Genomic DNA, 12,787 nt, shown 5'->3' with positions numbered 1-12,787 from the left:
GCTATAGTTTTTCCTTAAGATATTTTCCCGTAATCGATTTTTTATTCTGTACGATTTCTTCTGGAGTGCCCGATGCAATGAGGTGTCCCCCATTTTCGCCTCCTTCAGGACCGATATCAATAATATAGTCGGCACATTTTATCAAATCGAGATTGTGTTCGATGACGATTATCGAATGGCCTTTGTCTATCAGCGCATCAAATGAAGCCAAGAGCTTTTTGATATCGTGGAAATGCAAGCCTGTAGTCGGTTCATCAAAAACAAACAACGCCTTGTCTTTTGTCGCTCCTTTGACCAAAAATGTCGCTAGCTTAATTCGCTGTGCTTCTCCGCCCGAAAGCGTCGAAGAAGATTGCCCGAGTTGTACATAGCCTAATCCCACATCTTGCAGCGGTTGTAATTTCTGAATGATTTTTGTCTGATTCTGTTCCTTGAAAAAGGCTACGGCATCGTCTATGGTCAAAGTCAATATATCATCGATATTTTTTCCTTCGTACGTAACTTCCAGAATTTCTTTCTTGAAGCGTTTTCCGTTACAGGTATCGCAGACCAATTGCACATCGGCCATAAAAACCATCTCTACATTGATAGTACCTTCACCTTTGCAGGTTTCGCAGCGTCCGCCATCTACGTTAAAGGAAAAGTGTTTCGGCTGGTAATTTCGTATCTGCGACAGCTTTTGCTTGGCAAATAAGTCACGGATATCATCATAGGCTTTGATATACGTCACCGGATTCGAGCGTGAGCTTCTTCCGATAGGATTCTGGTCTACATATTCGATATGCTTGATAAGCTGGTAGCTTCCGGTCATTTCGGTAAACTGTCCGGCTTTTTCTCCAACGCCTTCCAACGCTTTCTGCATGGCTGGGAAAAGTATTTTTTTGACGAGGGTACTTTTTCCACTTCCCGAAACTCCTGTAATTACCGTAAGCACTTCTAGTGGAAAGCGCACGTCTATATTTTGCAGGTTGTTTTCGCGAGCCCCTTTGATGTCGATGAAGTTTTTATATTTTCTGCGGATTCTTGGCGTTTTGATTTCTTCCTGCCCGTTTAGGTATTTAGCGGTCAACGATGTCGATTGAAGTATTTCGTCAAAAGTACCTTGAGCAACTAATTCACCTCCAAAAGTTCCGGCTTCTGGACCGATGTCGATAATCATATCGGCCGCTTTCATGATGTCTTCGTCATGTTCGACTACGATAACCGTATTTCCCAAATCACGAAGCGAAAGCAATACTTTTATTAATCTTTCAGTGTCTTTTGGATGAAGTCCGATACTAGGCTCATCCAAAATATACATCGAACCGACAAGGCTGCTTCCCAAAGAAGTGGCCAGATTGATTCGCTGTGATTCGCCGCCTGATAATGTGGCAGAATTTCTATTTAAGGTAAGATAATCCAAACCGACTTCTGTCAAAAAGGCCAATCGGTTATTGATTTCTAAAAGCAATCGTTTGGCTACTTTTAGGTCGTATTCGGATAATTCCAGTTCCTTGAAAAAGACAACCAGTCTTTTGATTGGCAAATCGACTAAGTCGGAAATCGTCTTTCCGCCAATCTTGATGTAATTTGCTTCTTCGCGAAGACGTTTTCCTCGACAATCTGGACATTTGGTCTTGCCGCGGTAGCGGGATAACATGACGCGGTTTTGTATCTTATAATTTTTGACTTCGAGTTCTTTGAAGAATTCATTCAATCCCACGAAATCTTTGTTGCCTTTCCATACCAATGCTTTCTGTTCTTCTGTAAGCTGGTAGTAGGGCTTGTGTATCGGAAAATCAAACTTATAGCCGTTCTTGACCAGTTCGTCTCGGTACCAGCTCATGCTTTCGCCGCGCCATGGATAAATAGCATTTTCGAAGATAGACAAGGCTGTGTTTGGAATAACTAGTTCTTCGTCAATCCCGATTATATTTCCGTAGCCCTGGCACGTAGGACAAGCGCCGTAGGGATTATTGAAGCTAAAAAGGTGTACGTTTGGTTCGAAAAACTGGATACCGTCTAGTTCAAAATTATTGCTATAGGAAAAACGTTTTTCGGTATTTAATTCTTGCAGATAACAAATGCCTTTCCCTTCGTAAAAAGCGGTCTGTACAGCATCGGCAAGACGATTGTAGAATTCTTCTTCGTCTTTGACGACAATCCTGTCGATAATCAAAAGAATGTCTTTGTTGTCTAAAGTATGGCCGTCGATTTCATCGAGACGCACCATTTCGTTATTGATCAGGATACGGGCGAAACCTTGCTGCAAAAGCACTTTCAGCTTGTCTTCGAGCGCACGTCCTTCTTCAAGATGGATAGGAGCGAGGAGCAGCCATTTGCTTTCCAATTCAAACGACTTTACAGCATTGATGACATCTGTAATAGTATCTTTCTTGACTTCTTGTCCGGATATAGGAGAAAAGGTCTTTCCGATTCTGGCAAAAAGAAGCTTCAGGTAATCGTATATTTCAGTAGAAGTACCTACAGTCGAACGCGCATTTGTGGTATTGACCTTCTGTTCGATAGCAATCGCAGGAGCAATTCCTTTGATATAATCTACTTTGGGTTTGTCTAAACGTCCAAGGAATTGCCTTGCATACGACGACAAGCTTTCGACATATCTTCGTTGTCCTTCGGCGTACAAGGTATCAAAAGCGAGACTCGATTTTCCAGAGCCTGAAAGCCCCGTAATTACTACGAGTTTGTTTCTTGGAATGACGACATCTAAATTCTTAAGATTGTGAATTTGAGCGCCTTTGATGATAATATTTGTCTTTGGTTCTATTTTTGTGATATCAGTAATCATAGCAAATTTTGAGAGATGCAAAGATAATTAATTTAAGGAAGCTGTTGATGGTTTAAAATTGAGAAATATGTGTGTATTTCAATGTTAAAGGAGTGATAATTGTGTCGAAAATTGCTATGTTTTAGTGGATAATCATTGTTAAAATTTATTTTATTGTACGATTTATGTTAAAAATCAATATTTTGTTTTGTACTATAAAAAAAATAATACTACATTTGGTTCATAATTAATCTTAATTTAACACTTGCCTATTACAAAAAATTACTTTTTAGAAATTCTATTTTTCGTTTACAACCAAAAACTAAAAGGTAATACTATGGCAAATGTTCAAACCCCAGACGCTTTGTTGGTAAAGAGATATGTAGCAGGTGAAGAAATCGCCCTTGCTTCACTTATCGAAAGACACCAGTCAAAAATCTATGGATTTATCTATTCCAAGGTTTCTGACAGAGATATTACTGATGATATTTTTCAAGACACATTTATTAAAGTAATCCGCACCTTAAAATCGGGATCTTATAATGAAGAAGGAAAATTTCTTCCATGGGTAATGAGAATTGCTCATAATCTTATCGTAGATCATTTCAGAAGAAATAAAAAAATGCCAATGTTTAGAGAGACGGAAGATTTTTCTATCTTTTCGATTATGTCTGACAGCTGCCCGAATATTGAGAGCAAAATGATTACGGCACAAGTAGAAAATGATTTGAGAAAACTAATCGAAGAACTTCCAGACGATCAGAAAGAAGTACTGTTGATGAGAATCTATCAAGACCTGAGTTTTAAAGAAATCTCAGAGTTGACGGGCGTTAGCATCAATACGGCATTAGGAAGGATGCGTTATGCTCTGATGAACTTGAGAAAAGTTATCGACAAGCATCAAATTATCTTGACCAATTAACAATATTCGTATAATTGTTGCGTTGTAGTAGAAAGAACCTATAAAATAAATATATGGCAAAAATCTACTCTAAAAAATCATTAGCAACACAACCAATGCAGCCTAAGAAAGAAACAATATCGTTTTTATTAAATTACTCTAAAGCCTTGAGCTATATTAAAGTAAAAGGGCTAAAATTTGAGTCAATTGCTAACTGAGAAAATATCCCGATAATTTTTTATCGGGATATTTTTTTTACTTTTTGGTCAGCTCGGCCAATACTTTTTTACTTCCGATGGTACGGGTGATGATATCTTTTTCGAGATTCCAGCCTCTTGCTGGCGAATATTCTCTTCCATACCAGATAATCTGAAGATGCAGGTCGTTCCATAATTCTTTGGGGAAAATCGCTTTGGCATCTTTTTCGGTTTCTACCACATTTTTTCCGCTTGACAATCCCCAGCGATACATCAATCTATGGATATGCGTGTCTACTGGAAAAGCAGGGACTCCAAAAGCTTGCGACATGACTACGCTTGCGGTCTTATGGCCTACAGCCGGAAGCGACTCCAATGCTTCAAAGCTTTGCGGAACTTCGCCGTTGTATTTATCAATGAGGATGTGTGATAGTCCGTAAATTCCTTTCGATTTCATAGGCGATAGGCCGCAGGGACGTATGATATCTTGGATTTCTTCGACTGACATTTTTATCATATCGTAAGGGTTGTCGGCCTTTGCAAACAAGATAGGCGTGATTTGATTGACTCTTACATCTGTACATTGGGCAGAAAGCAGCACAGCTATCAGTAACGTATAAGCATCTTTATGGTCTAAAGGAACAGGGACGGTTGGATATAGTTGTTTTAACGTATTAATAACAAATGTTGCACGTTCTTTTTTGGTCATTTTTAGCTATTTTTATACGTGTAAAATTAGGATAAATATTTAGTTTTTCCTTGACTGATTCTCTAAAAACCCAATACCAAAAATATGACAACATTAAAAGCAGGCGACAAGGCACCGGATTTTTCTGGCTTTGACCAAGACGGAAAATTCCGCCAATTAGAAGATTATAAAGGAAAGAAATTAGTAGTTTTCTTTTATCCAAAAGCCAATACACCGGGCTGTACTGCCGAAGCTTGTGATTTGCGCGATAATTTTGAGCGCTTTAAAGCCAATAATTATGAACTTCTTGGCGTCAGTGCCGATTCGCAAAAAGCACAAGGTAAGTTTAAGGATAAATTTAAGTTTCCGTTCCCGTTGCTAGCAGATGAAGATAAAGAAGTCATTCAGGCATTTGGAGTCTGGGGACCGAAGAAATTTATGGGAAGAACGTATGACGGTATCCACAGAACGACTTTTGTGATTAATGAAGAAGGTATTATCGATGAAGTAATTTCGGATGTGAAAACCAAAGCGCATGCCAATCAGATCTTAAAGTAATTTATACGAATTCATAAAAAAAGCAGTATTCAATTTTATCTGAATACTGCTTTTTTATTTTTATCTGCCGAATCTTAATTCGTGCTTTCTTCCATGAGTTTCTTCGGGTCGTATCCGAAAAGATTGTCTCTTTTGATCAATTCGGCAATACCTTGCGGCAGCATGCTTTCCCAGCCTGGTTTTCCTTTACTGATCATTTTTAGTACTTCTCTAGAGAAAATTTCTAAGTCATGTTCGTCAAAATCTGTGATATCGACCACTTTTCCGTTGAATTTGAAGAATTTGTACAATTCCTTCATACGTGGATGAACTTTCAGATTTTCTGAGTTGATTACTACTCCGTCTTCATCTTTCATCGGATATAAGAAAACTTTTAAATCGCGGTAGAATAATTTACCGAAAGCTTCCAAAATACCGCCACTCAAGTGACGGTAATATTTCTCATCAAAAACGTCTACCAAGTTGTTGACACCCATGGCGAGTCCCATTCTGGCTTTGGTATAGTTAGAGAAATATTCAACAACTTTGTAATATTCTTGGAAGTTGGAAATCATTACGGTCTGTCCTAATGAACAAAGTAACTCTGCTCTGTCCATGAAATCTCTTTCGTCAATTTCTCCGTCAGAACGAAGATTGGAAAGCGTAATTTCAAAAACAACCAGCGTGTTTTCTTTTTCTACTTTATTTTCTTCAAGAAACATTTTTAGCGACTTCTCATACATGTCCATGTTGACTCGCGTAACAGGTCGGAAGCTTCCTCTTAATGCCAAGATGTTTTTCTTGTACAATATCGCAGCCGGCAAAACGTTTTTTCCTTCCGGATCGAACATCACGGCATCTGTCATTCCATTTTTGACCAATTGAAGGCTCATCAAACGGTTGTCTACATCAGCAAAACGAGGCCCTGAAAAGTTTATCGTATCGATTTCCAATTGGTCTTTGTCCAAATGGTCATACAAATAACGCAACAGTTTTTTCGGGTCGTTGTATTTATAAAAAGCGCCATAAATCAAATTAACACCAAGAATACCAAGTGTTTCTTGCTGTAATCGTGCGTCAGTTTCTTTAAAGCGGATGTGCAATACAATTTCGTTATAATCTTCGTCTGGTTCGATCTGGTATTTGATTCCAACCCAGCCGTGGCCTTTGAATTGTTTCGCGAAGTCGATAGTGGCTACAGTATTCGCGTAGCTAAAAAACATCTTGCTTGGATGCTTGTCTCTTTTCAAACGCTGTTCTACAAGCTTGACTTCGTGCGAAAGCATTTTTTTAAGCCTAGCTTCAGTAACATATCTTCCGTCGGTTTCAGCGCCATAAATAGCGTCGCTAAAATCTTTATCATAAGCAGACATAGCTTTTGCTATAGTTCCAGAAGAACCGCCAGTTCTGAAGAAATGTCTTACGGTTTCTTGTCCGGCACCAATCTCTGCAAAAGTGCCATAAATATTTTCGTTCAAGTTAATACGGAGGGCTTTATCCTTTATAGAAGGAATTTGCTCGATGACCTTATCTCCTTTAAGTTTGATTTCGTTCTCGTCGTTTCTCATAATAGTGATAATACTTTGCAAAGTTAACAAAATAGGGCTTTTATTAAAGGGAATTAATCCTATTTTTGTAAAAAATTAACGTCAATTGAAAGTATATTTTTTAGGTACAGGAACTTCGCAAGGCATTCCAGTAATCGGAAGCAGTCACCCTGTATGTAAAAGCAATGATCCAAGAGACAAGCGCCTTCGCGTTTCGGTTTGGATTTCTTGGGAAAATCACTCTTTTGTCATTGATTGCGGCCCTGATTTTAGGCAGCAGATGCTGGTTTCCGAATGTCCAAAAATAGACGGAATCTTGTTCACGCATGAACATTCAGACCATACCGCTGGACTGGATGATATTAGGCCGTTCAACTTCAGGCAAGGCAATATTCCTATCTATCTCCACAAGCGCGTTTTAGAGTCTTTAAAGAGAAGGTTTGATTATGTCTTTGAAACGGTCGATAAGTATCCCGGAGCTCCTTCTGTAGAACCGATAGAAGTTGTCAATGGGCAAAATTTTTCTATCGGAGATAAAATAGCAATTCCGATTAATGTCATGCATGGCGGACTTCAGGTTTTTGGCTATAGGATTGACAATTTTGCTTATCTGACGGATGTAAAGACTATTGAGCAATCTGAAATTGAAAAGCTAAAAGGACTGAAAGTATTGGTCGTAAATGCCTTGAGAGAAGAACCACACCATTCGCATTTTAATCTTGAGGAAGCGTTAGACTTTATCAAAATACTACAGCCTGAAAAGGCCTATCTGACTCATATCAGCCACCGAATGGGATTTCATGAAGAAGTACAAAAACAGCTTCCTGAGAATGTATTTTTGGCGTATGACAACCTGCAAATAACTATTTAAATTGAAATAAACTATGAAAAAACCACTGCTTTATCTTTTCATATTATCGGTCTTATTGAATATTTTCACGTACATGTATTTTACTAAAAAGACAAAGTTTGAAGAAGATAGGATTGCTAATTTCCAAAAAGAATCCAAAGCAAAAAAAGATTCTATAGCAGCACTGAACAATCAGGTCATGGATGCTAATTATTTTTCGTTGGAATATAATGACAATGCGATAGAATATTTTGAAAACTTTGATGTGAACCAGTTGGCGGCAGAAATCCGTGATGAAATCAGTTCTTTGAATGAAAAGCCAGAAGGCAATCCGCTTACAAAATATGATAAGATTAATGATAACAAAGCAATCATTAACAAAATAAAAATCTTGAACAACCGCTGGATTATAGCCGATTTTAACATTGGTGGCGCTTGGGGCGAGGTCATGATCAAATATTTTAAAGAAGAGGGCAAGCCGACAGAATATGAAACAATGGATACTTTTATTTATCCGAAGACTCTTAAATAAAAGTTTTTTTATAATTTTATAGACTGTCAAGCCTAAACCCTCAATCGATTATGAAAAAAATATTTTTGCTGGCTCTTGTTGTCATTTCTGCTTATTCTTGCAAGGATTTAAGCAACGGCTCTGATATGACGATCCAAAAGGACAGCTTGGGAACTGTGGTCGGAAATGATAAGGATGATAAAGGCTGTGTTGCTTCGGCAGGCTATACTTGGTCTGAGCTGAAAAAGAATTGCATCCGTCCGTTTGAAGTCGGTATCCGCCTTAATCCTGCTACAGAAATAAAGCAAGGCGATGCTGTTTATAGTGCTTTTGCTGTCTTGGAAGAGAATGGCGACCGAGCCGAACTTTTTATACCTAACGAAAAATTGCCTTTGATGCTCGTAAGAGAATCAGAAGGAAAACCTTATGTGAAGGATGACTGGAAACTACAGACTACCAAAGGGTATAAACTTATGAAAGGCGATTCGCTATTGTATGCAGGCGCGCTGGTTAATGAAGAAGTTATCACGGGAAGCGACAGAATAGACGACTAAGATTTAAATAATGATAAAAAAAGGATTCCATATTGGAATCCTTTTTTTATTTATGGTTTTCGAGCCAATTTTTGAAATCATAAAAATTTTGCGGAGAAACTCCGTGGCCGATAGGATATTCTTTATAAGTCACATCAATGCCTAAGCTTTTTAGTACATCGGGAGCTTTTCTGGCCCATTCTACAGGAATGACCTGATCTACTGTTCCGTGGGAAGCAAACATTTTTAAATGGTTGAAATCCTTTTTTTCGTAACCTGAAACCAGCAAATCTGGATTTAGGTAACCGCTTAACGCTACAACGTTTTTGATTTTTTCAGGATAGCTCAGCGCAACGGCATAACTCAAGATTGTTCCTTGACTGAAGCCGATTAAAGTAACGTCTTGAAAGTCAATAGGCAGGTCCGAAACCAATTCATTGATAAGTCTTGCTATCAAATCCCTTGATTCTCTTGCTTGGTCGTTGTCTGAAAATTTGTTCTCGTCGGCATCAAAATTTATGGCATACCAAGCATGGCCGTATGGCTGTAAATTGTAAGGTGCTCTGGCCGAAACTACATAATATTCATCTGGTAGTTCTGGTGCAAAGGAAAATAAATCTTCTTCATTGCTTCCGTAGCCGTGAAGCAACAACAATAAAGGATTTTTTTCTTTTTTTATTCTGGGCTCTCGAATGAGGTATTCTATGTTTGATTTCATTATTCTAAGTAAGATTTTTGAATGCTTTTTGGAAAAAGCTTCCTAGAAGAGGAATCATGTTCATCTGTCCTTGGAGCGCGCTCACAAAGCTATAAGCCCAAAGTATAAAAATAAAAAGATACAATGCCGAGGAAATCATCCAGCTGTCGAACAATCCTACGGGATAGCCTAACGCAAAAAACAAAAGAAATATTCCTAAGGTCTGGCGAATGTAAAAGCCTGCAAAAGCATTTTTCTTGTCGCCGTTAAGTACTGCCGCTATAATCGTTCCTAAAATTGTAAGATGGGCGATGATTGCCGTATTTTTTCCTTCTTCAACTGTATTTTTCATAATCTAGTCGTTTAGAACTAATTTTTGGTTGTTGTATATTCCATAGGCTTTTCCTTTCATTGATTGTCCTAGGAAAGCTGAGTTTTTTGATTTTGACAAAATATTTTCTTTGCCAAATGTCCATTTTTCTTCTGGATTAAAAAGCGTGATATTGGCTTTATTACCTTCTTTAATTTCAGGATTCTCAATGCTAAAGATTGCTTTTCCGGCTACCAATTTCTCAATGATACTCTCTACAGGCAAAACGGTTGTTAAAGCTCCGAAAGCGCTTTCCAATCCTATCGTTCCGTTTTTAGCCATATCGAATTCCATTTTTTTATGCTCGATGTCTATCGGATTATGATCCGAAGTAATCACATCGATAATGCCATCTTTTACTGCTTTAACCAATGCTTTTCTATCCGATTCGCTTCTTAAGGGCGGCGTTACTTTATATCTTGTATCGAAACCATCTAGCTTTTCGTCCGTCAAGACCAAATTGTGAACCGCTACGCTGCACGTCACGTTCAAGCTTTTAGCTTTTGCTTCTTTAATTAATTGTGCCGACTTTGCTGTCGAAATATTAGGGATGTGCAATTTTCCTCCAGTATATTCTAAGATAAACAAATTTCTTGAAATCTGCAATTCTTCCGCCAAGGCCGGTATTCCTTTTAAACCTAATCGTGTGCTGACAATTCCTTCATTCGCCACGCCAGCTCCTTTGATATTAGAATCTTGAGAATAGGTAATAACCAGTCCGTCAAAATCTTGTACATATTGCAACGCAATTTTTAGCAAGTTGGCGTTTGACAAGCTTTTGTTGTAATCTCCAAAAGCAACAGCACCGGAATTTTTCATGTCGAATAATTCGGCAAGATCACTGCCTTCGCTATTTTTGGTCAAAGCTCCGATAGGAAATAAGTCCGTAGCAAAGCCTTCCGCTTTTCTTTTTACAAAACTGATGCTGGATTGATTGTCTAAAATCGGAAAGCTATTCGGCTGCATCGCAATAGCGGTAAAGCCACTTTTTCCAGCGGTATCTAATCCGTTAGAAATTGTCTCTCTGTCTTCAAAACCAGGTTCGCCCAAGCTGACGCTAGAATCAAACCAGCCTTGAGATACGTGCAGATTTTCGAGAGATACTTCTTGTAGCTTGTCGGGGTTCTGCAATTTCTTTCCAATCTTGGTTATGACGCCGCCCTCAATCTTTAGATCTGCAATTTCATTATGGTACGGGCTTTTAGGGTCGATAATTTTAGCTTGTCGGATGATTATGTTCATTTTACAAATTTTTGTATCAATATTTCAGTGACTAGAAACAGCAGGGTCAAAAACACAAACCATTTCCAGATTTCGTTGTCGGTTCGGTCCGTCTGTAAAGTATCAAAAACGCTGTCGATGCTTTCAATAACGTTATAATCGGATAATAAGGATTCGTTAGAAGCGCTCAAGTCACTTTCGGTCCTGCCGTAGTTAAAGCTGATTTTCTTTAGTAAATTGTCTTGCTTGTATATTCCAAAATTTCCTGCTTCTTGAGGGAAATCGTTAAAAGTCAATTTTACTTTGTTATTCAGTATCTGCTGCATTGGAATAAACTTTTCATTGGCATCTTCGGAAAGACTTCTGATTTCGACGATTTCGTCTTTTGACAAGGAAGCATCCATCAAAAACGGACTGTTCTCACCGATTGTCAATGCGTTTATTCCCGTTTTTTGGCTACTGAGTGCCATGTTGTAAAATGTCGGCACAATCAGCGGAGAGTTTTGGAAATTAGAATTATCCTTGTTTATAGGAGCAGAAAATACATAGACCGAACTGACTGGATTTTGTACAGCCGTAAGGAAAGCGCTTTGGTCGTCAAAGCTCAATATGGATGGATAGGCGCTTGACATTCCATACGAACTAGCGCTATTCGGATATTGGAAGTTGTCGATTTTTTTCTCAAACACCGTGCTGTATAGCGGATGATTGAAAGCAATTTTTGTGACTAATTTTTCTTTGTTTTCTAAAGATTTGAACTGGATTCCCCCAAAATTACTCATTAGGCTGTTCAGATTCGAAATACTGCTTTCTGCTGATGGAATTACAATTAGATTGCCTCCTTTTTCTACAAAAGATTTTAAAGTGGTCTGCAAAGCCTGTGGTATTTCTGGTAGTTCATTCAAGACAATAGCATCTTGCTTTTCCAGAATATTATAGTCCAGCGATTTTAAGTCGAAATTATTAAATACGAACTCGCTGTCGGAATATATCTTTTTCAAGAAGTTGCTTTTTTCGGGCTGTCCGATGCTGACGACATTCAGTTTTTGCGGTTTTGAAATGCTGAAAAACAATTGATTGTCATAGTGCAAGGCATTGTCTTCGATTAAGGCATAGCCGTTAAAATCTTCTTTTGGAATCGTAAAATTGATGGATTTTTCTTTGCCTTCAAAATTTACGATGGTCTTGGCAATAAGCTTTTTATCATTGTATAAGGCAATCGGAATGTCGTTTTCATTATCGCCATACGAAGAAAGTTTTACGCCTATATCATAAAAATTGTCCGATGTCTGGTGGATAAACACGCTGTCGATAGAAATATTGTTTTTCTGTTCGGCCTTTGGAATGATAAAATACGTATTGAAAGTAGAATCAATACTTTTCAGCTGTTTTGGCTGTAAACCGACAGCATCTGTAATCACGACGATGTCTTTGTTGTAAGGTGATTTTCTAGATTTTATCTTCGCCATCAGGTTGTCTAAAGCAAATGGTGAAGCACTGTATTTTAGATTTTGAAGTTCTCTTTGGATGGACTTTATATCCGTATTCCAGAAAATTTCTGAATTTGTGACCAGTGAAAATGTCTGATTTTCCGGAGCATTTTCTAATAATTCCTGTACAGCCCTTTTCATCAGTTCGCCTTGTTTTCCTTTAGCTTGCATCGAAAACGAGTTGTCCAGAATGATAAACATTTCGTTTGTGATTCCTTTGCTGTCTTTTGCTTGGAAGAATGGTTGTGCAAAGGCAATAATCAAGCAGGCCAAAAGGAACAGACGGGTGAGCAGCAAAAGCCATTTCTTTAGTTTTGAGCTTTTTCGAGTCTGGATGGCAAGCTCTTTTAAGAAATGTACATTGGTGAAATGTTCTTTCTTGAAGCGTCGCAATTGAAACAAATGGACCAGAATTGGAATGACCAATAAGAAAAGGAAGTAAAGAATTTCAGGATGTTTGAACTGCATTCATTGAAAG

13 protein-coding genes are annotated in these 12,787 nt (G+C 38.2%); 6 read left to right on the top strand and 7 right to left on the bottom strand.

Annotated features, from left to right (window positions below; all coding sequences use genetic code 11):
- Position 1 precedes the first annotated feature (1 nt).
- Positions 2-2,788, bottom strand: a complete 2,787-nt coding sequence (gene uvrA, locus OLM56_RS15040) for an excinuclease ABC subunit UvrA (RefSeq protein ID WP_264527553.1) — start codon at positions 2,786-2,788, stop codon at positions 2-4.
- Between the two features lie 316 nt (positions 2,789-3,104).
- Between uvrA and OLM56_RS15035 the strand changes: the two genes are divergently transcribed.
- Together OLM56_RS15035 and OLM56_RS15030 are read left to right on the top strand one after the other, a co-directional pair.
- On the top strand, positions 3,105-3,689 hold the full coding sequence (locus OLM56_RS15035) for an RNA polymerase sigma factor (RefSeq protein WP_121376189.1): 585 nt from the start codon (positions 3,105-3,107) through the stop codon (positions 3,687-3,689).
- Positions 3,690-3,742: 53 nt separating this feature from the next.
- A complete protein-coding gene (locus tag OLM56_RS15030) occupies positions 3,743-3,886 on the top strand; it encodes a hypothetical protein (protein ID WP_170148721.1) in 144 nt (47 codons plus the stop codon).
- A gap of 37 nt (positions 3,887-3,923) precedes the next feature.
- Here OLM56_RS15030 and OLM56_RS15025 read toward each other — a convergent pair whose 3' ends face one another.
- Positions 3,924-4,574, bottom strand: coding sequence for an endonuclease III domain-containing protein (locus OLM56_RS15025; RefSeq protein ID WP_264527552.1), 651 nt, complete (start codon positions 4,572-4,574; stop codon positions 3,924-3,926).
- A gap of 84 nt (positions 4,575-4,658) precedes the next feature.
- Here OLM56_RS15025 and bcp point away from each other — a divergent pair, with 84 nt between their 5' ends.
- Positions 4,659-5,111, top strand: a complete 453-nt coding sequence (gene bcp / locus OLM56_RS15020) for a thioredoxin-dependent thiol peroxidase (protein WP_121374604.1) — start codon at positions 4,659-4,661, stop codon at positions 5,109-5,111.
- A gap of 74 nt (positions 5,112-5,185) precedes the next feature.
- Here bcp and OLM56_RS15015 read toward each other — a convergent pair whose 3' ends face one another.
- On the bottom strand, positions 5,186-6,658 hold the full coding sequence (locus tag OLM56_RS15015; protein ID WP_121374603.1) for a TonB-dependent receptor: 1,473 nt from the start codon (positions 6,656-6,658) through the stop codon (positions 5,186-5,188).
- Between the two features lie 85 nt (positions 6,659-6,743).
- Here OLM56_RS15015 and OLM56_RS15010 point away from each other — a divergent pair, with 85 nt between their 5' ends.
- Genes OLM56_RS15010 through OLM56_RS15000 form a run of 3 tightly spaced genes read left to right on the top strand, consistent with a single transcriptional unit; the run spans position 6,744 to position 8,552 of the window.
- Positions 6,744-7,508, top strand: a complete 765-nt coding sequence (locus OLM56_RS15010; protein WP_182492257.1) for an MBL fold metallo-hydrolase — start codon at positions 6,744-6,746, stop codon at positions 7,506-7,508.
- A 13-nt stretch (positions 7,509-7,521) separates the two neighbouring features.
- A complete protein-coding gene (locus OLM56_RS15005; RefSeq protein WP_220477617.1) occupies positions 7,522-8,019 on the top strand; it encodes a hypothetical protein in 498 nt (165 codons plus the stop codon).
- A gap of 50 nt (positions 8,020-8,069) precedes the next feature.
- Positions 8,070-8,552: a hypothetical protein gene (locus OLM56_RS15000; protein ID WP_264527551.1), complete on the top strand. Its 483-nt coding sequence runs from the start codon at positions 8,070-8,072 to the stop codon at positions 8,550-8,552.
- 46 nt (positions 8,553-8,598) lie between these two features.
- Here OLM56_RS15000 and OLM56_RS14995 read toward each other — a convergent pair whose 3' ends face one another.
- From OLM56_RS14995 to OLM56_RS14980, 4 genes are read right to left on the bottom strand one after another with little or no spacing between them, the layout of a single operon-like run.
- Complete coding sequence (locus OLM56_RS14995) at positions 8,599-9,249, bottom strand: alpha/beta hydrolase (RefSeq protein ID WP_264527550.1); 651 nt, start codon at positions 9,247-9,249, stop codon at positions 8,599-8,601.
- A gap of 4 nt (positions 9,250-9,253) precedes the next feature.
- Positions 9,254-9,580, bottom strand: coding sequence for a hypothetical protein (locus OLM56_RS14990; protein ID WP_121374599.1), 327 nt, complete (start codon positions 9,578-9,580; stop codon positions 9,254-9,256).
- A gap of 3 nt (positions 9,581-9,583) precedes the next feature.
- Positions 9,584-10,840, bottom strand: coding sequence for a dihydroorotase (locus OLM56_RS14985; protein WP_264527549.1), 1,257 nt, complete (start codon positions 10,838-10,840; stop codon positions 9,584-9,586).
- The gene (locus tag OLM56_RS14980) at positions 10,837-12,777 is read right to left on the bottom strand and encodes a vWA domain-containing protein (RefSeq protein WP_264527548.1); all 1,941 of its coding nucleotides are present in this window, start codon (positions 12,775-12,777) and stop codon (positions 10,837-10,839) included. Before OLM56_RS14980 ends, OLM56_RS14985 begins: the two co-directional genes overlap by 4 nt.
- Positions 12,778-12,787: the final 10 nt, after the last annotated feature.

Source organism: Flavobacterium sp. N2550, from assembly GCF_025947265.1.
GTDB lineage: Bacteria > Bacteroidota > Bacteroidia > Flavobacteriales > Flavobacteriaceae > Flavobacterium > Flavobacterium endophyticum.
The sequence above is the reverse complement of the archived record's forward strand: the minus strand, read 5'-3'. Positions and strand labels throughout refer to the sequence as shown.